The 21,293-nt window shown below is 41.8% G+C and carries 23 protein-coding genes; 6 read left to right on the plus strand and 17 right to left on the minus strand.

Annotated features, from left to right (window positions below):
* Positions 1–264 precede the first annotated feature (264 nt).
* The 3 genes from CVS81_RS03875 to CVS81_RS10005 all read left to right on the plus strand — a co-directional run bounded on the left by CVS81_RS03875 (position 265) and on the right by CVS81_RS10005 (position 1,302).
* Positions 265–510 carry a DNA-binding protein gene (locus tag CVS81_RS03875; protein ID WP_103606946.1) on the plus strand — a complete coding sequence of 82 codons (246 nt, stop codon included), beginning with the start codon at positions 265–267 and terminating at the stop codon, positions 508–510.
* Positions 511–690: a hypothetical protein gene (locus CVS81_RS03880; protein ID WP_012140041.1), complete on the plus strand. Its 180-nt coding sequence runs from the start codon at positions 511–513 to the stop codon at positions 688–690.
* Between the two features lie 438 nt (positions 691–1,128).
* Positions 1,129–1,302 carry a hypothetical protein gene (locus CVS81_RS10005; protein ID WP_234399517.1) on the plus strand — a complete coding sequence of 58 codons (174 nt, stop codon included), beginning with the start codon at positions 1,129–1,131 and terminating at the stop codon, positions 1,300–1,302.
* Positions 1,303–1,391: 89 nt separating this feature from the next.
* Here the strand turns inward: CVS81_RS10005 and CVS81_RS03890 are convergent, their stop codons facing one another.
* From CVS81_RS03890 to CVS81_RS03920, 7 genes are read right to left on the minus strand one after another with little or no spacing between them, the layout of a single operon-like run.
* Positions 1,392–2,669: a dihydroorotase gene (locus CVS81_RS03890; RefSeq protein ID WP_107965147.1), complete on the minus strand. Its 1,278-nt coding sequence runs from the start codon at positions 2,667–2,669 to the stop codon at positions 1,392–1,394.
* Positions 2,670–2,671: 2 nt separating this feature from the next.
* Positions 2,672–3,601, minus strand: a complete 930-nt coding sequence (locus CVS81_RS03895; RefSeq protein WP_002942659.1) for an aspartate carbamoyltransferase catalytic subunit — start codon at positions 3,599–3,601, stop codon at positions 2,672–2,674.
* 17 nt (positions 3,602–3,618) lie between these two features.
* The gene (locus CVS81_RS03900) at positions 3,619–4,029 is read right to left on the minus strand and encodes a tetratricopeptide repeat protein (RefSeq protein WP_002942627.1); all 411 of its coding nucleotides are present in this window, start codon (positions 4,027–4,029) and stop codon (positions 3,619–3,621) included.
* A gap of 9 nt (positions 4,030–4,038) precedes the next feature.
* Positions 4,039–4,266 carry a hypothetical protein gene (locus tag CVS81_RS03905; RefSeq protein WP_002942640.1) on the minus strand — a complete coding sequence of 76 codons (228 nt, stop codon included), beginning with the start codon at positions 4,264–4,266 and terminating at the stop codon, positions 4,039–4,041.
* The gene (locus CVS81_RS03910) at positions 4,263–5,288 is read right to left on the minus strand and encodes a DHH family phosphoesterase (protein ID WP_107965148.1); all 1,026 of its coding nucleotides are present in this window, start codon (positions 5,286–5,288) and stop codon (positions 4,263–4,265) included. The genes CVS81_RS03905 and CVS81_RS03910 overlap by 4 nt, the downstream gene beginning before the upstream one ends.
* A 9-nt stretch (positions 5,289–5,297) precedes the next feature.
* Positions 5,298–7,397 (minus strand): flagellar biosynthesis protein FlhA, encoded by a 2,100-nt coding sequence (locus tag CVS81_RS03915; protein ID WP_107965149.1) that lies wholly within the window; start codon positions 7,395–7,397, stop codon positions 5,298–5,300.
* A 2-nt stretch (positions 7,398–7,399) separates the two neighbouring features.
* The gene (locus CVS81_RS03920; RefSeq protein WP_004317794.1) at positions 7,400–7,804 is read right to left on the minus strand and encodes an Rrf2 family transcriptional regulator; all 405 of its coding nucleotides are present in this window, start codon (positions 7,802–7,804) and stop codon (positions 7,400–7,402) included.
* 146 nt (positions 7,805–7,950) lie between these two features.
* Between CVS81_RS03920 and rpsO the strand changes: the two genes are divergently transcribed.
* Positions 7,951–8,223: a 30S ribosomal protein S15 gene (rpsO, locus tag CVS81_RS03925; protein WP_004317763.1), complete on the plus strand. Its 273-nt coding sequence runs from the start codon at positions 7,951–7,953 to the stop codon at positions 8,221–8,223.
* 359 nt (positions 8,224–8,582) lie between these two features.
* On the plus strand, positions 8,583–10,859 hold the full coding sequence (gene fdhF / locus CVS81_RS10195; protein ID WP_080655749.1) for a formate dehydrogenase subunit alpha: 2,277 nt from the start codon (positions 8,583–8,585) through the stop codon (positions 10,857–10,859).
* 145 nt (positions 10,860–11,004) lie between these two features.
* Here fdhF and cmoA read toward each other — a convergent pair whose 3' ends face one another.
* Genes cmoA through CVS81_RS03985 form a run of 10 tightly spaced genes read right to left on the minus strand, consistent with a single transcriptional unit; the run spans position 11,005 to position 20,097 of the window.
* Positions 11,005–11,709, minus strand: a complete 705-nt coding sequence (gene cmoA, locus CVS81_RS03940) for a carboxy-S-adenosyl-L-methionine synthase CmoA (RefSeq protein ID WP_107965150.1) — start codon at positions 11,707–11,709, stop codon at positions 11,005–11,007.
* Positions 11,706–12,599, minus strand: coding sequence for a bifunctional riboflavin kinase/FAD synthetase (locus CVS81_RS03945; protein WP_107965151.1), 894 nt, complete (start codon positions 12,597–12,599; stop codon positions 11,706–11,708). Before CVS81_RS03945 ends, cmoA begins: the two co-directional genes overlap by 4 nt.
* Positions 12,565–13,278, minus strand: coding sequence for a TlyA family RNA methyltransferase (locus CVS81_RS03950; protein ID WP_107965152.1), 714 nt, complete (start codon positions 13,276–13,278; stop codon positions 12,565–12,567). The genes CVS81_RS03945 and CVS81_RS03950 overlap by 35 nt, the downstream gene beginning before the upstream one ends.
* Entirely contained in the window at positions 13,268–15,211 is a 1,944-nt protein-coding gene (gene ligA, locus CVS81_RS03955) for an NAD-dependent DNA ligase LigA (RefSeq protein WP_107965153.1), read from the minus strand. The genes CVS81_RS03950 and ligA overlap by 11 nt, the downstream gene beginning before the upstream one ends.
* 41 nt (positions 15,212–15,252) lie before the next feature.
* Complete coding sequence (locus CVS81_RS03960) at positions 15,253–16,113, minus strand: NADAR family protein (RefSeq protein ID WP_107965154.1); 861 nt, start codon at positions 16,111–16,113, stop codon at positions 15,253–15,255.
* Positions 16,114–16,137: 24 nt separating this feature from the next.
* Positions 16,138–17,277 (minus strand): dihydropteroate synthase, encoded by a 1,140-nt coding sequence (folP, locus tag CVS81_RS03965; RefSeq protein ID WP_107965155.1) that lies wholly within the window; start codon positions 17,275–17,277, stop codon positions 16,138–16,140.
* Positions 17,274–17,894, minus strand: a complete 621-nt coding sequence (locus tag CVS81_RS03970) for a DNA polymerase III subunit delta' (RefSeq protein WP_107965156.1) — start codon at positions 17,892–17,894, stop codon at positions 17,274–17,276. Before CVS81_RS03970 ends, folP begins: the two co-directional genes overlap by 4 nt.
* Entirely contained in the window at positions 17,895–18,434 is a 540-nt protein-coding gene (locus CVS81_RS03975; protein ID WP_009294158.1) for a HobA family DNA replication regulator, read from the minus strand.
* Positions 18,434–19,633 (minus strand): aspartate kinase, encoded by a 1,200-nt coding sequence (locus CVS81_RS03980; RefSeq protein WP_002939482.1) that lies wholly within the window; start codon positions 19,631–19,633, stop codon positions 18,434–18,436. The genes CVS81_RS03975 and CVS81_RS03980 overlap by 1 nt, the downstream gene beginning before the upstream one ends.
* Positions 19,633–20,097: an RNA pyrophosphohydrolase gene (locus tag CVS81_RS03985; protein WP_012140061.1), complete on the minus strand. Its 465-nt coding sequence runs from the start codon at positions 20,095–20,097 to the stop codon at positions 19,633–19,635. Before CVS81_RS03985 ends, CVS81_RS03980 begins: the two co-directional genes overlap by 1 nt.
* Before the next feature lie 131 nt (positions 20,098–20,228).
* Here CVS81_RS03985 and hemW point away from each other — a divergent pair, with 131 nt between their 5' ends.
* Entirely contained in the window at positions 20,229–21,275 is a 1,047-nt protein-coding gene (hemW, locus tag CVS81_RS03990; RefSeq protein ID WP_107965157.1) for a radical SAM family heme chaperone HemW, read from the plus strand.
* The last annotated feature ends 18 nt before the right edge of the window (positions 21,276–21,293 follow it).

Consider the following 21,293-nt stretch of genomic DNA (forward strand, 5'->3'; position numbering starts at 1 on the left):
TACAACTAAACTTTTCTAATGCCTATATTATAAGCTTTGCGTAAAAACAAATAAAATTTAAAACAAAATAAAAAATTTAACTTCAACATAAAACCCAAAATTTCTAATTTTATTCAAGAATTTAAAAGATTTTTATACGTTTTAACGTATATTATAAATAATTTTTAGTATAATTAATACTTAATATTGATATTTATATACTATTTTACATTATTTATATAATATTTTAGGTATATTTAATGATAAATAACGTATAATTATTCAATGATTGAAACAAGTGATATATTTAATTTGCTTCACAATGCAGTTGAGGCAAAAAATATCGGTAAGAAAATTTCACAAGCAAAAATGGCAGAAGATCTTGGCGTGCCTATGAGGACATATCAGGACTGGAGACTTGGAAACTCAAAGCCACAAGCTGCTGCTGCTATTTGCAAACTGCTATGTGAGCTTGACGATGATGAAATATTATTTGTTGTCAATAAGATGAGAAAATTGCTAGGAAAATAGATGGAAAATTTAACACAAAAAGAGAGAATCGACCTTGAGAGCGTTTTTGCAGCCATTTGTACTAAAAAAGAGTCAAAAATTTTGGTTACTTATAAGGATCTATGCTCGGCTGCGGCTTCAAAATTTCATGTAGTTAAAAATAAGATCAAAAAAGCAAGAGAAAAAAGAGCCAAAATTTAGTATTTTTGGCTTGAAATTTAATTATTTTATAAATTTCGTAGCCAAAAATGCCGTCAAATAAATTTCATCCTACCTATTTATATAGGGTTTTGCTCCGCTTATCTTAACGAGCATCTATCTTAGCTACCAAAATATCTATAAATGGTGGCTCCAGTAGCCAAACGCAAATTTATCAAATTCAATGTCACTATCCTATCTTCTCTGCTTCTTTATTGCGTATATTTCTTATCTATAAATTTTTGGGAGTTTTTTGCAAGATCAATGAGTAAAGATGGGCTAAATAGAATGGAATTTGAAATTTAAGAGCTTGCAAAAGCGGTTGGTTTTAATGTCATTTCAAAAGATAGAAACCCAGCTTGGAAACCTATAAATGATAAATTTGCAAACGATATCTTAGAAGAGCTTAAAATTTATAAGCCAAATGCAAGGATAACAGCTGTGCATGCAGGTCTTGAGTGCGGAGTGCTTTTGGAGAAAAAAGCAGGTCTTAGTGCATGTTCTATTGGACCAAACATCTACTCACCGCACTCTACAAGAGAGCACTGCGAAGTAGCTTCTGCGCTTTTTATCGAAAAAGTAGTTCGCGGTATCGTTAAAAAATATAACTCATAAAAAAAGTAAAATTTGCTAGAAATTTCTAGCAAATTTTATATCTCAAAGCAACTAAAGCAAATTCGCCCGCAAACGCGAGCAAATTTAGACTATTTTCCAAACTCATAAACGATCTTGCCACTTTTTATCGTAGTAGTCGCTGCGCCTTTTAGCTTTTTGCCAAAGAGTGGAGAATTTACCGATTTTGAGCGGTTTATCTTTTCATCATAAATATACTCGATCTCAGGGTCTATCACCGCGATGTCAGCAAGCATGCCCTCAGCAAGCCTGCCCTTATCTTTTAAATTTAGCATCTTAGCTGCATTTGTAGAAGTTAGCTCCACCATGCGCTCTAAGCTTATAACGCCCTCATTTACGAGCTTAAGAGTGAGCGGCACAAGGGTTTGAAGTCCGATGATGCCAAATGGCGCCTTGTCAAATTCCACTATCTTTTCGTCTGTATGGTGTGGGGCATGATCGGTGGCGATAACGTCTATAAGACCGCTTTTTAGCGCCTCTCTTACCGCTTTTACGTCGCTTATCTCACGAAGTGGCGGCGACATTTTGAAATTTGTATCATAGGCATTTTTCAAAATTTCATCGTCGCTAAAGCTAAAGTGGTGAGGTGTGGCCTCGCAAGTGATGTTTATGCCCTCTTTTTTGCCCATTTCGATGATCTTTAGCGAGTATTCCGAGCTTACGTGAGCGATGTGGATGTGCGCTTTAGTGAGCTTTGCGAGCAGCATATCACGGCTCACTGCGATCTCCTCTTTCTCCCTCGCCATGCCACGAAGTCCAAGTATGGCTGAGACCTTGCCCTCGTGCATGACGCCCTGCCTGCAAAGCGAGCAGTCCTCTGAGTGGCTTATACAAAAGCTACCAAACATACTTGAGTACTCAAGTGCCGCTCTCATCACGCTTGAGCTAGTCACTGGTAGGCCGTCATCACTAAATGCAACTGCGCCAGCTTCTATAAGATCGCCCATTTCGACAATCTCGTTGCCACCAAGCCCTTTGCTGATAGCAGCGATTGGTAAAAGATCGATCAGCCCGCAGTTTCTAGCCTTTTCTATCATTGCCCTTGTGATTGAGGCATTGTCATTTACTGGGTTTGTGTTTGCCATGCAAAGGCAGGTGGTCACTCCTCCAGCCACGGCCGCTTGCGAGCCTGAGATGATGTCGTCTTTATACTCTTGACCCGGATCGCGAAAATGCACGTGCATGTCGATAAGTCCTGGCATTACGAGCTTATTTGTAGCGTCTATGACCTTATCAGCCTCAAATCTCTCACTTCCGATTTTGGCTATTTTGCCGTTTTCTATTAGGATATTTGCCTTAAATTTCTCGTCGCTATTTACGATAGTGCCGTTAATTATTGCTATTTTCATCGTTAGCCCCTATTTTTTGCAAGCGTATTTAGTATCGCCATTCTTATCGCAACGCCGTTTTCAACTTGATTTAGTATGACTGAGTGCGTGCCATCAGCCACGTCTGAGTTTAACTCCACGCCCCTATTTATCGGTCCTGGGTGCAGCACGATCGCGTCAGGCTTTGCTAGCTTTATCCTATTTTTATTTAGTCCAAAAAATTTCGAGTACTCTCTCGAGCTTGGAAACGCCACGTCCGCACCGCCACGCTCTAGTTGGATGCGAAGCATGATGATGACGTCGCTGCCCTCGCAGGCCTCCTCCATATTTTTGCAAATTTGAGACTCAAAGACCTCAGCGTCTTTTGGCATCATCATCCTTGGCGCAAATAGCTTTAAATTTATGCCAAATTTCTTCATTGCCCAGATGTCAGACCTCGCCACGCGGCTTCTAGCGATGTCACCGATGATCGCCACGTTTAGGTTTTTATCTAAAATTTTGCCGTGCTCTCTTAGTGTGAAAAGATCAAGCAGAGCTTGGCTTGGGTGCTCATTTGTGCCGTCTCCTGCATTTACGACGCTAGCTTCTGTTCTATCAGCTGCAAATTTAGCCGCTCCAGAGCTTGGGTGACGAAGCACGATGATATCAGTTCTCATAGCAGCCATGTTATTCATCGTGTCATTTAGGCTCTCGCCTTTTGTCACGCTAGAGCTTGATGAGCTGAAATTTATCGTATCAGCTCCAAGCCTCTTTGCTGCGATCTCAAAGGATGTTCTAGTTCTTGTCGAGTTTTCATAAAATGCGTTGATCGTGGTCTTTCCACGAAGGTAGTCATTTTTTTTCACTTGGCTTAAATTTAGCTCCTTAAACTCTTTTGCCGCCTCTAGAAAATATAAAATTTCTTCCTTGCTAAGCTCTCTAGTTCCTATCAAATCTTTATGTTTGTAGCCCATTTTAAGCCCTTTTTGATCTATTTTGTTACAAAGTCACAAGCTGGTTTGTAGCCGTTGTCGCAAGCTTTTTTAAACAAAGCTTTTGCCTTCTCTTCGCTTTTTGCTTCATTATCATCTTTATCTTTTATAAGGCCATAAGCTGTCATTTCGCCTAGCTTTTCGCAGGCCATGCCCTCATTTTCGTCGCACATTTTTGTAAAAATTTTCTCAGCCTGAGCTTTATCTTTCGCCACGCCATCGCCGTTAAATAGCATGATCGCATTCATCGTGCAGGCTTTTTTCTCGCCCTCGCCGCAAGCTTTGTTAAAAGCAAGATAGGCCTCGTTAAAATTTTTCTTTGCATAAAGCTCATTTGCCTTGTCTAAATTTTCATTTGCCATAGCATTTAACGCAAAAAGTGCCGCCGCTAAAACTAAAATTTTCTTCATATTTTCTCCTTATTTAAATAACTTTGGATGGTGTTTTTTCATATATTCAACTATCTCTATGACCTCGTCGCTACCGCTAGCATCAGAGTTTTCTAGCGCATCATCGATGCACTCTACATAGAGATTTGCCGCCTCTTCAAGCTTATCTTTTTTCACTCCAGCATAGTAAAACATCGCTTCAAGCACCATGCTAAGCTCGTAGCTAAGCTCCTCTACGCTTACCTCTTCTTCTTTCATATCTCCTCCTGTGTTTTTTTAGTTATTAGATCAACTATCTGCGCTTTGATCGGCTCGTAGCTAAAGCCATCTTTGAAATTTGCAAACAGCCCGCCGCTTGCATTGACGTGTCCGCCGCCGCCAACTAGGTGTTTTGCCATGGCGCTAACATCAAGCTTGCCATTTGCGCGAAAGCTTAGCGTTTTTTTGTTTGTCACGTCGATAAAGAAGTCAAATTCAGGATTTGCCACCAAAAAGTCGTTGCCGATAACAGAAACATTGCCAACATTGTAGGTCAAAATTCCTTTATGATCTTTATAGCTTATGCTAAATTTCTCTTTATTTTCACTAAGTTTTTTTACGACGTAGTTTGAGATCAGGTTGCTTAGCGTATCGTCTTTATCCTCTTTGAAAAATGACTTTTTAATGGCATGCACCTGCATGTCAAGGCCTATGTAGTCGTTTTTTTCGTTAAAAAATTTGCTCGCTTCTTTTAAGATGTGATCCATATAAAGGTTGTTTTCAGCTTCAAACATCACTTTATTTATCTCTTTGGCGTTTGCCACAAGCCCCAAGCAGACCTTGCCCATCTCGAAATTTTTATCATCTTTTAGCCAGATATCCACGGCATTTACGACGTCACTAAAAATTTCAAGCTCTTTGTTTTTGCCAAAAATGCCCGCAAAAAAGTCATAAGTGATCTTTGTAGCACACCTTGAACTATCCAAAAAATACCATGAGTAAGCGCTCGCGCACTCGGCACCACTTTGGTGATGATCTAGCAAAAATAGCCTGATATTTTTACCATCTATCATCTCCTCAAAGCTCTCGCACTGAGCTAGGCTTAAATTTAGATCAGTGATCAAGATCACGTTTTTATCATCGTTTGAGGCATCTATCTCAGATAAAATTTGAGCAAATTTATCATCTATCTCTCTGCCGTAGTTTGAGTTTAGAAATTTCACATCTTTGAAGTAAAAATTTGTTATGTATTGTGCGCCGTATCCGTCAAGATCGGTGTGTGAGAGGTGATAAATTTTCATCGTTTTCCTTTATAAATTTTCTATTTCTATGACGCCAACTGTTTCAAATGGCGTATTTGCCGAGATCTCAGCAAAGCTTAGCACCACCATGTCGATGGCGAAATTTGCGCAGATATTTGCTATAAATTTGCGCAAGCTTGGCTCCACGCAAAGCACCATCTCTCCGTGCTGGCTCATCGGTCGCTTCTCTTTTTCACGCCTTAGCGCCTGCACGATAGATGATGTCTGCGCTACATTTATCATCAGATGATAGGCTCCGTCTTTATACTGCACCGCGTCCATGAGCTTTTGCTGTGCGGCTGTGTCTAGGATATAAAAATTTAGCTGACCCTTTTCATCTACATAAAGCGAAGTGATGACACGCGAAAGCGCTGCACGCACGTGCTCGATGATCATGTCTAAATTTTTACTAACCTCGGCAATGTCGCTTATGGCTTCAAGTATGCTAAGTAGGTCTTTGATCGGGATATTGTCTTTAAGCAGCGTTTTTAAGACCTTTTGGATCAAATTTATAGGTGCGATCCTTAGCGTATCCTCGACCACGACTGGGTAGTCGATCTTTAGTTTGTCTAGTAAATTTTGTGTCTCTTGGCGAGTTAGAAGCTCGGCTGCATTTTGCTTGATGAGCTCACTCATGTGCGTTGAGATGACGCTTGCAGGATCAACTATCGTATAGCCACTAAGTATGGCGTCCTCTTTGACGCTAGCATCGATCCAAAGAGCGTCTAGCCCAAAAGCTGGCTCTTTTGTCGGAATACCCTCGATATCCTCGCTCACTAGTCCGCTATCCATCGCTAGAAATTTATCCGCATAAATTTCACCCTGACCGATGATGATACCTTTTAGCTTGAAGCGGTACTCGTTTGGTGGAAGCTGAAGGTTGTCGCGGATCCTTATCTTTGGCATCAAAAAGCCAAGACTTGAAGCGATATTTCGCCTCATAGCGCGAATTCTCTCGATTAGATCAACATCAGCTAGCTTTAGCAGGCCATATCCTAGGTCAAGCTCTAAAATTTCAAGCTTTAATATGTCATTTATCTTTGTCTCTTCTTCTCTTGCGATCTCTTCGTCGCTCTTCTTTGGAGCCTTAGCAGCCCCGCCACTTGCAGTTGCTGCCCCTGCCCCACTTGGCGTAGCGCCGCCAGCCTTTTTAGAAGCCGTTTTTTCTTTTGGCGCAAGGTTTAAATTTAGCCCACCATCTTTGGTCTGCTTGATGATGTAGCCAAGCCCCAAAAATAGCAGCGCTATAAAGCCAAGAGATAGGGTTGGCAGACCTGGTACAAGGGCAAACATAAATAGTATAAAACCCACTATCAGCAAGGTTTTATAATCCCCTAATAGTTGATTTAGCGTGCCTTCTGCAAAGTCCTCGTCGTCTTTGCTAGCTCTTGTGATGATGATAGCAGTCGCTGTTGAAGTGATAAGTCCTGGGATCTGGCTCACAAGGCCATCACCGATAGTTAGGATCGTATAGTACTGAGCCGATGTCGCCATATCAAGGCCGTGCTGAAACGAGCCGATAGCAAAGCCGCCGATGATAGCCTGACGTCTTTCACGCGCCGTTTTTTCGTCTATTAAACCTGCGTTTAGATCCGCATCTATCGCCATTTGCTTACCAGGCATCGCATCAAGTGTAAAACGCGCTTGCACCTCACTCACGCGGGTTGAACCCTTTGTTACGACCATGAAATTTATGAGTACCAAGATACAAAATACGATGGTGCCGATGACGAAGTTGCCACCAACGACGAAATTTCCAAAGCTTGAGATGATCTCACTGACCGCTTCTGGGCCGTTGTGACCCTCGCTTAAGATCATACGCGTAGTTGCGATGTTTAGCGAGAGGCGAAAAAGCGTGATGATGAGAATGAGTGTCGGAAACGTGCTAAGGTCAGTCGGCTTTGGCACGTAAATAGAGATCAAAATAATAAGCACTGAAATCGAGATCGAAAGTGCCAAGAAAAAGTCAAGCACCGCACTTGGAAGCGGCACGATGATGATAGCAAGGATGGCAACGATGATGCCAACGATGCTAAGACTTTTAAATTTGACAATCGGCGCAAGAAAAGGTGCGACAAGAGTCAAAATATTATTTTTTTGCTTTGCCAACTTTACTTCTTAACGATGTCACTTAGTTTTATCGCGTCAAGCATCTCGTCGATCTTGCCTTGAAGGCCGCTAAACATCGACCAAATTTGACAGCTTGAGGCTTTGTTTGACGGGCAGCCAAGCGCTGAAGACGAGCACTCAAAGACGCTTAGCTCGCGCTTTTCGGCACATTCGATTATCTTTTTTATACTTAAATTTTCAGGTTCGCCGTTTAATGCAAAACCGCCATTTGCTCCTTTAAATGACTTTAAAACCCCATCTTTTGCTAAATTTTGTAAAATTTTTGCCAGAAAACTTTTTGAAATTTTAAGCTCATTTGAGATTGTATCAACATCAACTGGAGATGATTTTTGAGATATTAAAATAAGCGAAAGTAGAGCGTATTCGCTTGCCTTTGTAAAAAGCATTTATCTTCCTTAACTCTTTAAATAGCCCTAATTTTATTAAATTTTTACTGCATTTTTCATTAATTTTTAAAAAGCATAATTTTATCTAACTTTATGTTTTAAATGCTATAATCGCTCTTCCAAAATTCACCAATCAGGAGGTCATCATGGCTTTGGATTCGGCTAAAAAAGCTCAAATAGTTGCGAAATTCGCTAGAAAAGAGGGAGATACAGGCTCTCCAGAAGTTCAAATAGCTCTTTTAACAGCTAGAATAACTGAACTTACAGAACACCTTAAAATTTTCAAAAAAGACTTTTCATCACGTTTAGGTCTTTTGAAACTAGTTGGTCAAAGAAAAAGACTTTTAAAGTATCTTAAAAACAAAGACTACACTACATATTCAAAACTAATCTCTGAGCTTGGCTTAAGAGATAAATAATCCCACGGAGAGCGACCTGCTCTCCCTTTAAATTTCACTTTTTATTTTCAAAATTTATCTTTATTTTTATAGTTGAAACAGCTAGCCTCAAACTAAATTTAAATTTAATTTTTCATCTTTCAGCTTCTGTGTCAAATTTACACAATTTATTTCTTATTTGATAAATTTTAGAAATTCCTGCAAATTTAGCATATTTTTTGAATTCCTATATATTCGGCTTTTTAAATTTTATATAAAATATAACTTAAAATTAAAATTTATTTTTTAAATAAAGAATTTTTCATAAAAGATTAAGTTTCGCGCTAGTAATATTACTCAAAATAAATATGCAGAAAATGCATAATTAGAAGGAGAAAGTGATGAAAGAAGGCAAAGTCATCTGTCCTTATTGCGGGACAGGCTGTCAAGTAACCTTGCACGTGGAAAACAACGTCGTTCGTGCCGCTACTGGCGTCGAAGACAATCCAGTCAATCAAGGAAATTTATGTTTAAAGGGCTTTTATGGCTGGGACTACGTTGCAAGTCCAGACAGACTTACAAAGCCGCTTATTAGAAAGAAAAATGGGGTCTTTTCAAAGGATGGTGAATTTGAAGAGGCCAGCTGGGACGAGGCGCTTGATCTTGTCGTAGAAAAGATGAAAGAGGCAAAAGAGAAATACGGCCCTGACTCACTAGCAGGAAACTTCTCAGCACGCTGTACACTTGAGGACAACTATGTCGCTCAAAAGCTAATGCGCGCTGTAATTGGTACAAACAACGTCGATCACTGCGCTAGAATTTGACACGCTCCGACAGTAGCAGGACTTGCTAAAACAATCGGAAACGGAGCTGCCACAAATAGCTTTACAGAGATTGGCACTTATAGTAACTGTATATTAATGATAGGCTCAAACCCAGAAAATGGTCACCCAATCGCAGCTATGCACATCCAAAGAGCGCTAAACCGCGGTGCAAAACTGATCGTTATTGACCCTATCAAGACTGAGTTTGCAAGCAGAGCAGACATCCACTTGCAGCTAGAGCCTGAGCACAACATCCCAGTTATCAACGCACTTCTTTACACTATCATCGAAGAAGGCCTTGTAAATGAGGAGTTTGTAAGAGATCACACAATAGGCATCGAGTACGTTAAAGAAGCTGTAAAAGACTATGCTCCAGAGGTCGTAGCTAAATACACAAGGCTAAATCCAGAGGATATCAGAGCAGCTGCTAGAATGTATGCCACCACAAAACCAGCCGTCATCACTCACGGCATGGGCGTAACTCACTTCAACCACGGCGTTGGCGGAGTTTGCGATGTATCAAATTTATTCTTGATCACTGGAAACATCTGCGAGCTTGGCACAGGCGACTTGCCTCTTAGAGGTCAAGAGAACGTTCAAGGCTGCTGCGATATGGGCGTTTTACCAAACATATTCCCAAATCTTGGCTCAGTAACTGACCCAGAGCAAAGAGCTTGGTTTGAGAAAATGTGGCACCTAGAACCTGGATTTTTAAACTCAAAGATAGGTATCCATAAAACTGAAGTACCTGATGCAATCCTTGATGGCAGAGTGCATTTCTTCTGGACTATCGGCGAAAACCCAGTCATCTCTGAGCCAAATACAAACCACTTCTTAAAAGGCATCGCAAATGTCGATTTCTACGTGGTTCAAGATTTATTTTTAACTGAGACTTCGCTAAAAGCTGACGTGGTACTCCCTGGCGTTGCAAGTAGTGAAAAAGAGGGTCTTTACACAAACGCAGAGCGCCGTGTCCAGCACAACGAAGCTGTTATCACACCTCCAGGTGATGCTAGACAAGACTGGTGGATCGTTTGCGAGATCGCACGTCGTTTGGGCGCAACAGAGGGCTTTAACTTTAACTCACCAGAAGAGATTTGGGAAGAAGTTAGAAAATGTGACCCTAGACGCTACGGCGGTATGAGCTACTATAGACTTAAAAAATATCACGGACTTCACTGGCCATGCCCAACTGAAGATGATATGGGCGGTCAAAGCCTCTATCTTGATAAGAAATTCTTTACACCTGATGGCAAAGGTCGCTTTGTACCTTGCTTATTTGTGGATAAGGCTGATGAGATCGAGAGCGCAAAACTTGAGTTTGCTAAGAAGATGAATATGTCGCCAGAATATCCTATCATGGCTGGTTCAGTCGATGAGAAGACTGACGCTGAGTATCCGATACAGCTTTTAACTACAAGAAAAGTTTATCAATACACAGTTGGCACCATGACAAGACGCTCACGTGCCATCGAAGAGGGCGGAGATAGCATCGGACCTATCGCTGAGATGAGTCCAGCGCTTGCAGAGAGATACGGACTAAAACAAGGCGACTTTATCAAAGCTTGGAGTAGATACGGCTATATCGTCGTAAAAGCTGAAGTGACTGACATCGTGCCTGATGGCATCATCCAGATGACTTTCCACTACTGGGAGAGCTCTTGCAACGAGCTAACAAGCAGCGGTTGGGACTACATCAGCAAGACTCCGACATTTAAAGCAGCTATCCAGATCAAAAAGATCGATGAAGAGGAATTTTTACGAGTTCGCGAGCTAAAACGCGAGAAATTCCAAACTTCAAAGATCATCTACGATGACTTCCACCACCACGGAAACGCAGCGATAAATGAGTAAATTTAGCGGGTAACTCCCGCTAAATTTCTTTACTATTAAATTTCATTATCCAAAAATGCTGACATTGCAAAGCAAAATCTAAATTTTAAATTCAATGTTTATGATTAAATTTTATATTTAAATACAAAAGCATATATTTTTAAATTTACTTAAACGCCAAAAAACTCATAAAATTTCCCCATTTAAACGTGCTCTCAACACGCTTAAAGCCAGCATTTAGGGCTAAGTTTCTATTTTCTTCTTCAGTGTATGGCACTAGCACATTTTCAAGTGCCTCTCTTTTTTGAGCGATCTCGTAGCGTGAGTAACCTTGCGCCTGCTTGTAGTCCTCGTAAATTTCTATGACGCTTTTAGTGAGCTTTTTATCTTCAAAGATGATCTTTTCGCTAAACAAAAAGACGCCATTTTCATTTAGTCCGTTATAAATTTTTTGCACCAGATCAGCTCTTTTTGGCGGTCTGATAAACTGCAAAGTGTAGTTTGCCAAAACAGCATCAAAGCATGCTAGCTCGCACTCTAAGATATCACCCAAAATAAATTCAATATCCGCCCCATAAGCCTTTGCCTTGTTTTTTGCATTTGCAAGCATCGCCTCAGAGTTATCCACGCCGCTTAACACGAGGTCGTTTCTAAGGTTATTTAGCAAAAGCAGGCTATTTGCCGTAGAGCAGCCAAGGTCGCACACTTTTGCTGATTTTGGCAAAATTTTAGCTAGCAGTTTTGCATTTAAATTTGAGCTCACGTCATAAAATGGCACCGAGCGCGAGATCATATCATCAAAAACGCTCGCCACAAAGTCATCAAATTCAAACTGCTTGCTTATAGGTTCTTTAAAAATTTCATCTCTCATATACCAGCTCCGTATCCATCAAAGTATCTCATCGTCTCTCCAAAAAAGAGATCGCACACGCCCACGCACTGTCTAGCCTCGTTTATATCGCGTTTTATCTGCTCTTTTAGCTCGCTTAGATTATTAAATTTCTTATTATCTCTTAAGCGTTTTATGAAGCAAACGGCAACGTGCTTTGTCACCTTTGGCGCGACCTCGTCTAGGATGTGCGTCTCTACGCTAAAATTTCCATCCGTGCTAAGTCTGTTGCCTATAAAAGTGACCGAGCCGTAGGTGTATGAGCCCATCCTCGTTCTTGTCGCATAGACGCCCTCGCGCGGCAAAAGATAGCTTTTTATATCTAAATTTAGCGTGGCAACCAGCTCTTTTGCGCCGATGCCCTGCCCTTTTATCACGTTGCCCTCGATTGAGTACTCCCTGCCTATTAGCCTGTTTGCCTCTTCGATGTTGCCCTGACGTATCAGCTCCCTAATGGATGAGCTATGCACGCCCATGCCGTCATAACAAACCTCATCAACGACGACTACCTCGCCATCAAAAATTCTTTTCAAATCGTGCTTGTCCCACGCTCTGTTTCTACCAAATCTAAAATCAAACCCAACAACGATCTTTTTTAAATTTTTAAAATCCCTCTTTAAAAGTGCGATAAATTCCTCTCCGCTAAGCCCTTTAATGGCGTCAAAATCATACAAAAAGCAAGGATAGTTTGAGTACTCGGCTCGCTTTAGCTTTGGCGTTATGTTTGCCTTATTTTTGTCGATGACGACAAGTCCGCCAAACTCGCCTAGCTGCTTTAAAAGCTGCTTGTGCCCCCTATGCACGCCGTCAAAGTGCCCGATCGCAACGGCAGTGATGTTATCTTTTGTTAAAAGCGTAGAAAAACTCGGCATTTCCTTCCTTTCCCTTGACCTCGCACTCTTTGCAAGCTATCAGTTCAAATTTCAAGCTACTTGCTAGCACTTCAAAGCGCTTCATCGCTAAATTTACAGCCTTAGCGTCGGTGACAACGCCTTTTTTGTTGCGTTTTACGCCAACGCCCACTTCAAACTGCGGTTTAAAAAGCGTGATGATGAGCGAATTCTCGCTTGCAAGCTCGCAAATGGCTGGCAAAATTTCAGCCAAAGAGATAAAGCTCACGTCGCAGGTTATCAGATCAAATTTATTTAAATTCTCTTTTGCAAACTCCCTGACGTCAGTTTTTTCATAAATTTTTACTCGCTCATCGCCTCTTAGGCTAGCGTCCAGCTGATCAGTGCCCACATCGACGCCAGTCACGCTCTTTACGCCACGCTCAAGCAAAATTTGCATAAAACCGCCAGTTGAGCTGCCTATATCAAGTGCATTTTTGCCAGCTAGGTCAAATTTCATCGCCTCCAAAAAGCTTTTTAGCTTAAGTGCGCCTCGCCCAACGTAAATTTCATCAAGCAGCGAAATTTTAGCCTCGCTAACCTCGCTTGATACCTTGGTGCAAATTTCGCCATCTGCAAGCACTTTGCCAGATTTTATAAGCTCGCTCGCCTTGTTTCTACTTATGTTTAAAACGCTTGCGACGTAGTTATCAAACCTCAAGTTTTAACCTCTCATATTCGCTCTCGTCGATCACCAGCACGCCTAGCTCATTTGCTTTTTCTAGCTTACTGCCAGCCTCCTCGCCAGCTAGGACGAAGTCCGTTTTTTTAGAAACTGAGCCAGAAACCTTTGCGCCAAAGCTCTCAAGCTCGGCTTTTATCTCATCTCTTGGGCGACTTAGCGTGCCAGTTATCACCACCGTTTTGCCACTTAGCGCGTTTGAGATGCTCTGCACCTGCGTCACGCTTGGTTGCACGATCTGGCTTAGAGCTAAAATTTCGTCCCTATTTACCTCGGCAAAGTCGGTTAAACTATTTGCCATCTCCGCGCCAAAGCCCTCAAGCGAGACAAGCTCATCAAAGCTAGCATCAAGCCAGCTTAGTCCAAAGCTACTTGCTAGCTTTTTAGCAGCCACCTCGCCGATGTGCTCGCAGCCAAGACCCGTGATAAAGCGCGATAGCTCCGCACCTTTGCTAGCCTCAATGGCATTTAAAAGGTTATTTACCTTTTTCTCTTTAAAGCCCTCAAGCGCCATGAGATCATCAAATTTAAGGCCGTAGATGTCTTTTATGCAAGCGATCAGCCCCTTGTCAAATAGCAAATTTACGATCGCATCGCCAAGGCCGTCGATATTTAGGCACTTTTTCGATGCGTAGTGAATTATTGAGCCCACCACTCTTGCCCTGCAGCTTAAATTTTGGCACTTTACAAAGACCCCTTCATCAAGCAGGTGCGAGCCGCAAACTGGGCAAAATTTAGGCCTATCAATCGCTTGCTCACTACCATCTCGCCTATCTTTAAAAACCTTTGTGATCTTTGGTATCACATCTCCTGAGCGGATGATGCCGATGTAGTCGTTTTTCATGACGCCAAGGCGCTCTATCTCGTCAAAATTGTGAAGGGTGGCGGATTTTACATTGGCTCCGTCTATATTTACCTCATCAAGCACGCCAACAGGCGTTACTACGCCGCTTCTGCCAACTTGAAGTGCGACATCTCTTAGCCTAGTCACCTTTTCAATGGCTGGAAATTTAAACGCCACCATAAATTTTGGAAATTTGACCGTGTAGCCCAGCTCTTCACAGCGTGCAAGGTCATTTACTCGTATCACCATGCCATCCATCATCACGCTCTTTGCCTCACGGCTGGCTAGTAGCTCATTATACGCAGCCTCAAGCTCATCTTTTTTTAAAATTTTGAAAAATTCATCCCTCTCAAAACCAAGATCTCGCACAAATTTCATCACCTCGCTGTGATCTTTTAGTCCAAGGCTCTGTTCGCCCACGCCCCAAGGTATGAAAAGTAGCTTTCTTTTTGCAGTGACTGCACTATCAAGCTGTCTGAGACTTCCTGCAGCTGCATTTCTAGGGTTTGAAAGTGGCGCCTCGCCCTCTTTTGCGCGCTCTGCGTTTAGTAGCTCAAAGTCATCTTTTCTTATGACGACTTCGCCTCTGATTTCAATAAGCCCTTTGTAGCTAATGCTCTTTAAAACAGAATTTATCGTCCTTGCATTTTGCGTCACATCTTCGCCTATAACGCCGTCGCCTCTGGTTATCGCCCTAACTAAAACGCCATTTTCATATAGTAAATTTAGGCTCGCTCCGTCAAATTTTGGCTCAGCAACAAAGGTCAAATTCTCTTTATCGCCACGCTTTAGCCACGCATCAAGTTCGCCAAGGCTAAAGATATCCTCCATGCTCCACATGCGCTTTATGTGGCTTGCCTTGCTAAAGCCCTCTTTTACGCCACCACCCACTCGCTTAGTCGGCGAAAATAGTGAAATTTCACTGGGATTTGCCTGCTCGAAGGCTAAAACCGCGTGATATAGTGCATCATACTCCTCGTCGCTTGCAAGTGGCTCGTCCTCGTCGTAGTAGGCCTTTGCCCACGCATTTAGCGTATCTATCGCTCGTTCGTACTCTTGTTTTGTCATTTTTGCTCCAAATTTACACCGCATTTTATCTTAAACATACTTTATAAATGATCCAAATTTAGCTCTCTTGCGTCGCATAAATGGACATTTTTATAGACCTTTGCTATCTCGTCCCTCGCTCTCATCAGCGCAAAGCCAAGCAAATTTTGCCCTCGCCACTTCATAGGATTGTGCGCATTCTCATCATCAGCACTCATGCCTATGCCCCAAATTTTATCAACTGGGCTTGCCTCAACCAAAATTTTATCCTTTGTCGAGAGCAAAAACTCTCGCAGCTTGGCATTTTGGCTAAATTTTAGATAGCTCGCATTTAGCACGACGCCAAATTTGACCTCGTCCCAGACCTTAGCGTCAAAGCCTCGCACCTGCCTGCCAAGCGCCTTCATCTGCGCTGGATCTTTGGCGGATAAAATTTGCCCCAAAGCCTCTTTATCGCCGAAACACAGAGCCTTTTTCGCCATCATATATTGCTCGGCGCAAATGTATTTAGTTTCATCTTCACAAAAACTAGAGCCGTACCACTGACTAAGGCAGCTTGCGCTTAAATTTGCACTCTTTTGATGACCCCAAAATAGTAAAAATTTATCCGACTTGCCAGCGTTGTAGCGCTTTTTAAGCCATTTTAACTCATATCTAGACTCACGCTCCCAAAGGTCTATGACAAAGTCATCCTTGATAAAAAGCGTGCTTTCATCCTTGCCTAGCCTCTCATCCCAGTATCCACGCCACGTCGCAGGCTCGGCAAAGAGCTGCTTATATTGATGCTGCTCATCTTGACTTAGCGTTTTTAGCCAGCCATTAAATTTAAACTTATAATCCTCGCCGCAGCCCATCCTCCAGCCGATAGAAAATGGGCTAACATCTGGAAATTTGATCCAAGGTGGCGGCAATAAATTTCTCATCTAGCCTCTTTTTAGCCAAGCGCCCTACCAAAGCGTGGCTTGGCTCATCGCCTCGTGCATATTAAAAAGCTGCTTGTGCTCGGCCACATCGTGCGTCCTTATGATCTGCGCGCCGTTTTCGAAGGCTTTTAGATGCAGATAAAGTGAGCCTGGTAAGCGGTCCTTGACCTCGCTTGGATAATAGTGATTTATGACTGATTTGCGGCTAGCGCCGATTAGCAGCGGGCAGCCAAATTTCAAAAAATGCTCCAAATGCTTAATAAGCAGTAAATTTTGTTCAGCCGTCTTGCCAAAACCGATGCCAACATCAAGCACTATCTTTTTAGCGCCAAACTCCCTTGCAAGGGCAATCTTTTGCTCAAAAAAGTCTGAAATTTCGCCGATTAGGTCGTTATACTTTGGCGCAATCTGCATGGTAGCAGGGTCGCCTTGCATGTGCATCATGCAAAACTGGGCGTCATATCTTGCAGCAAGCGAGGCTAAATTTGCATTTGCCGTGATGTCATTTATCATCTTAAAGCCGTGATTTAGCGCAAATTCTAAGCAATACTCATCAAAGCTATCAAGGCTAAATTTCGCCTTTTCGTGTAAATTTAGCCTATAAATTTCTTCAATGATATCTTTTATGCGCCTAAACTCCTCCTCACGTCCGCAATACTCGCTCCCCGGCCTTGAGCTAACGCCACCAAGGTCGATGTATTCAGCACCTGCTTCTATCATCGCTTCGATTTTAGCTATGCCATTTTGCGTATTTATGCGGCTTTGCTCGTTAAAACTATCTCTATTTATATTTGCCACGCCCATTATAAGAGGCTTTGTGGGTTTTGTAAATTTAGTTTCTAAAAAACTTGCAAGCTTTTTAAGCCCAAAGTCTTGTAGCTTCTCTTTTTTAGCTAACTGCCTTAGCTGCGCGTTTGTCGCCATTAGCAAGGCTTTGTTTAGACTCTCTTTGCCTAAAATCGTATCATTATGCGTCACCAGCTCGGCGCCGACACTTAGTGCGTCTTGTTTTAGGATATTTGCCGCTGGGGTCTTTATCTCGTCGATAAAAATAAAATTTATCTCGCTCTTTTCGCGCATGAGCTTCGCGCCAGCAGGGCTTGGCGAGACGACCTTGCAAATTTGATCAAAGTCGCTTTTGTTATTTATCTTATAAAATTTCAACGTCGTCCTTTCTCAAAGATAGTAAGCAGTAGCGGCGTTAAAACGGCGTGAGACTTGGCGTTTAGATCGGCAAGCTTGATGAGCGAGAAAAAATACTCCATCTCCTCGCCGCTAAATTTATACCCACTATCAACCGCCTTTGTCACGATGGCTCCGACAAGCTCTTTTAGCTCGTTTTTGCCAAATTTTTGCGCCTGCTCCTCTGCTATCTTTTGATCGATAAAGCTTGTTAGCTCTTTTAGGCTGAGCGATTTTAAATTTAGCTCCACACTCATTTTTGGCTTTTTGGTGAGCTTATTTTCTATGAGCATCCTCGATCTTATCGTTGGTAGAAGCAAATTTTTACTCTGCGTTACTATTATAAATTTGATGTTTCTTGGAGGCTCTTCGATGATCTTTAAAAGTGCGTTTTGAGCCTCGGTGCGAAAAGACTTCGCCTCTATGACTAAAATTTTCTCATATTTTTCGGCGATGTAAGCTTCGGCGATGACCTCTTTTGCATTTTCTAGCAAAAAATCATCGCTTATAAAAAATCTTAGATTATTTACGCCAAACTCGGCTTCAAGCTTGGCTTTTAAATTTTCAAAATCGCTTGTAACTACGATTTTATTAAGCATTTAGAGCATCACCTTTGCAAAGAGTACGGCGTCTATGCTCTTGTCAAAAAGTTTATATAAATTTAGAAGTTTGATGTCTAAGTTTTCATCGCTCGAGCTTAGCGTGAAGCTGTTTTGCGCCTGCTCGTCAAAGAGCCACATATAGCTGTTTTCATCAGTTTTGGCTAAATTTGCGCGCTTATCTATGCTCTTGCCGATGTAAAAAAAGATGTAGCCATTTGGAAAGGCAAGACTTAGCATATCTTTTAAAAGCTGTTTTTGCTCGTTTGTCTCGATGCTGTCAAAGGCTGGATAGAGCGATCTTAGGCTAAAAAATGGCAAAAACGGACGCTCGCTTTTTGTGCGGTTGATATTTCTTAAAAGATAGTTTTCAAACCACTCTCTCTCATCGTCGCAGATGACTATAAAAGCCTTGCTATCAAGCAAAAATTTAAGCCTAGATGCGAGCAAAGGCGTCCATTCGACGCGCTTCTCCTCCATCCAGCTCATATATCTTTCGCTTCTTATAGTCTCAAGCGTCCATTGGATAAAATCTTGCATTATTTATCTAACTTATACGCATCGTGAAGCACGCGAACTGCGAGCTCGCCATATTTTTGATCGACGATCATTGAAATTTTTATCTCGCTTGTTGAGATCATTTGGATATTTATCCCCTCTTTTGCAAGCGTTTCAAATGCTAGACATGCTACGCCGCTGTGGCTCTTCATACCCACGCCGATGACTGAGACTTTCACGATCGCATCGTCATACTCGACATGTTTTGCAGCTGAGAGCTTTTGCATAGTCTCTTTTGCTAGGTCAAGCTCGTTTTGTGGCACTGTAAAGCCTAAATTTGTCGTGCCATCGTGTCCTACGTTTTGGATGATCATATCTACATTTATATTTTGATGAGCTAGAGCTGTGAAAATTTCAGCTGCGATGCCAGGCTTATCGACTACGCCTCTTAAAGTTACTCTTGCTTGATTTTTATCTAGTGCTATACCGCTTACTAAAACCGCTTCCATATTATCTTCCTTTGCTATTAATGTACCTTCGTTGTGGTTAAAACTGCTTCTTGTGATTAGTTTGACATTTAGTTTTTTTGCTAGCTCGACTGAGCGATTTTGAAGCACTTTTGCCCCAGCAGAGGCAAGCTCAAGCATCTCGTCATAGCTTATCTTTTCTAGCTTTTTTGCCTTTTTTTCTATCCTTGGATCAGTCGTATAAACGCCATCAACGTCGGTAAAAATTTCACACAGATCAGCTTCAAGCGCACCTGCTAATGCAACCGCACTAAGATCACTTCCGCCTCTGCCAAGTGTGGTGATATCGCCTTTGTCGTCTATGCCTTGAAAGCCTGCTACGACGACGATCCTGCCGGCTTTTAGCTCAGCTTTTAGCCTAGTGGTGTCTATCTTTTCTATTCTAGCTTTTGTGTGAATTTCATCTGTTATTATCCCAGCCATTGCGCCAGTTAGTCCTACGCACGCATAGCCTTTTGCATTAAGCGCAATCGTCAAAAGTGCGGTGGTTACTTGCTCTCCAGAGCTTAAAAGCATATCGGTAGCAACACCGTCTGGGTGCTTTGAGAAATACTCACTATATTCAACCAATTGATTTGTAACTCCACTCATCGCAGAAACTACCACAACCACGTCAGCGCCGCTGTTTTTAGTCTCTATGACCCTGTTTGCCACAGCTTCGATGCGCTCAAGCGTGCCTACGCTAGTTCCGCCAAATTTTTGAACGATTAACATCAAAAATATCCTTTCTCTTTAAAATAACTCAAAACTTTGTCATAAATAGGCTTTTTGAAGTGGTTTATCCCCTCTAAAGCCTTGTTGATATCTACAAATTTATACTCGCTAAACTCTGGATGCTCAGTCTTTAAATTTATGCTCGCACCATTTTTTAGCCTAACCAGAAAATACTTTTGCGTCTGCCCATCATATGGGTAAAACCTCTTTGATGCATTTGCTGGAAAGTCGTAGCTAAGCCAATCAGGATACTCTTCTAAGAAATCAAATTTATCAGTTCCGATCTCCTCTTTAAGCTCCCTTTTTAGCGCTTGTTTTGGACTTTCGCCTTCGTCTATGCCACCTTGAGGAAACTGCCAGATATCGTCCATATCAACCCTTTTTGCGACTAAAATTTCGCATTTAAAAGGGTAAGAGCTAGACAAAATGACAGCTGCTACATTTGGTCTATATTTTTTTTGCATGTTTTTTCCAAAAAAATTTTATTTGAGATGATAACGAAAAAGAGTTAAGAGATAGATAAATAAAAGCTACTTTTAAACTGCTCTAAATGCCAAATTTCTTATAATCGCCAAAATTTAAAAAAGAGAGAAATTTGCAAGTTTATATCCACGTGCCATTTTGCGAGAGCAAGTGTCCTTACTGCGCCTTTGGCTCAAGCGATGACGAATTTAAGAAGGCTAGCGCATATTTTAAAGCACTTTTCTTTGATCTAAATTTCCAGCTAAAAAGCCAAAATGTAAAAGAAATTTCCACTATTTTTTTTGGCGGCGGCACACCAAGTGCGGTAAATGCTAAGCTTTATGATGAAATTTTTAGCATTTTAGCTCCACTTTGCACGCCTAAAACTGAAATCACACTTGAAGCAAATCCAAATTCTGCGAATTTAGCTTGGCTAAAGCATGTAAAAAAATTAGGCGCAAACCGCATAAGCTTTGGCGCGCAAAGCTTTTTTGAAGATAAGCTTAAATTTCTAGGGCGCATTCACAGCAGGGAGCAAATTTTTAAAGCGGTTGAAAATGCCCATGCGGCTGGCTTTAAGAGCATAAATTTAGACCTCATCTATGACACTAAATTTGATACCAAAAAGCGCCTTTTGGCGGAGGTTGAAAATTTAAAAAGCCTTGCTATCACGCATCTAAGCGCCTACTCGCTCACGCTTGAAGAAAACACTCCATTTGCTGGCAAAAAAAGCTATAAAAAGGATAGCGACACTTTGGCTAAATTTATGATAGAGCAGACCCAGAGAGCTGGCTTTGGGCAATATGAAATTTCAAATTTCGGGCAAATTTGCAAGCACAATCTTGGCTACTGGCAGGGTAAAAACTACCTTGGCGTAGGGGCTTTTAGCGTGGGTTTTAAGGACGCCACCAGATACTACGCCAAAAATAGCATAGATGCCTACATCACGCAGCCAACGCATAGAGAAAGAGAAATTTTAAGTCCAAGCGAGCTAATAAGAGAGCATATATTTTTAGGGCTTAGAAGCATCGTTGGCGTGGATGCTGGGCGCTTAAATGAAGCTCAGAAAAAAAGAGCAAATTTGCTTGTAGAAAATGAAAAACTGCTCTTTAAAGAGGGCAAATTTTACAACCCAAATTTCTTACTAAGCGACGAGATCGCACTCTTTATCGAGGGCTAAATTTATAAAAATTTGAGC

This window comes from Campylobacter concisus, assembly GCF_003049065.1.
Taxonomy (GTDB): domain Bacteria; phylum Campylobacterota; class Campylobacteria; order Campylobacterales; family Campylobacteraceae; genus Campylobacter_A; species Campylobacter_A concisus_BE.

Bases quoted from the DNA above. Each gene is read 5' to 3' on its own strand.
- CVS81_RS03875 (WP_103606946.1), top strand. From the start codon at position 265: ATGATTGAAACAAGTGATATATTTAATTTGCTTCACAATGCAGTTGAG.
- CVS81_RS03880 (WP_012140041.1), top strand. From the start codon at position 511: ATGGAAAATTTAACACAAAAAGAGAGAATCGACCTTGAGAGCGTTTTT.
- CVS81_RS03890 (WP_107965147.1), bottom strand. From the start codon at position 2,669: ATGAAAATAGCAATAATTAACGGCACTATCGTAAATAGCGACGAGAAA.
- CVS81_RS03895 (WP_002942659.1), bottom strand. From the start codon at position 3,601: ATGGGCTACAAACATAAAGATTTGATAGGAACTAGAGAGCTTAGCAAG.
- CVS81_RS03900 (WP_002942627.1), bottom strand. From the start codon at position 4,029: ATGAAGAAAATTTTAGTTTTAGCGGCGGCACTTTTTGCGTTAAATGCT.
- CVS81_RS03905 (WP_002942640.1), bottom strand. From the start codon at position 4,266: ATGAAAGAAGAAGAGGTAAGCGTAGAGGAGCTTAGCTACGAGCTTAGC.
- CVS81_RS03910 (WP_107965148.1), bottom strand. From the start codon at position 5,288: ATGAAAATTTATCACCTCTCACACACCGATCTTGACGGATACGGCGCA.
- CVS81_RS03920 (WP_004317794.1), bottom strand. From the start codon at position 7,804: ATGCTTTTTACAAAGGCAAGCGAATACGCTCTACTTTCGCTTATTTTA.
- rpsO (WP_004317763.1), top strand. From the start codon at position 7,951: ATGGCTTTGGATTCGGCTAAAAAAGCTCAAATAGTTGCGAAATTCGCT.
- cmoA (WP_107965150.1), bottom strand. From the start codon at position 11,709: ATGAGAGATGAAATTTTTAAAGAACCTATAAGCAAGCAGTTTGAATTT.
- CVS81_RS03945 (WP_107965151.1), bottom strand. From the start codon at position 12,599: ATGCCGAGTTTTTCTACGCTTTTAACAAAAGATAACATCACTGCCGTT.
- ligA (WP_107965153.1), bottom strand. From the start codon at position 15,211: ATGACAAAACAAGAGTACGAACGAGCGATAGATACGCTAAATGCGTGG.
- CVS81_RS03960 (WP_107965154.1), bottom strand. From the start codon at position 16,113: ATGAGAAATTTATTGCCGCCACCTTGGATCAAATTTCCAGATGTTAGC.
- CVS81_RS03970 (WP_107965156.1), bottom strand. From the start codon at position 17,894: ATGCTTAATAAAATCGTAGTTACAAGCGATTTTGAAAATTTAAAAGCC.
- CVS81_RS03975 (WP_009294158.1), bottom strand. From the start codon at position 18,434: ATGCAAGATTTTATCCAATGGACGCTTGAGACTATAAGAAGCGAAAGA.
- CVS81_RS03980 (WP_002939482.1), bottom strand. From the start codon at position 19,633: ATGTTAATCGTTCAAAAATTTGGCGGAACTAGCGTAGGCACGCTTGAG.
- CVS81_RS03985 (WP_012140061.1), bottom strand. From the start codon at position 20,097: ATGCAAAAAAAATATAGACCAAATGTAGCAGCTGTCATTTTGTCTAGC.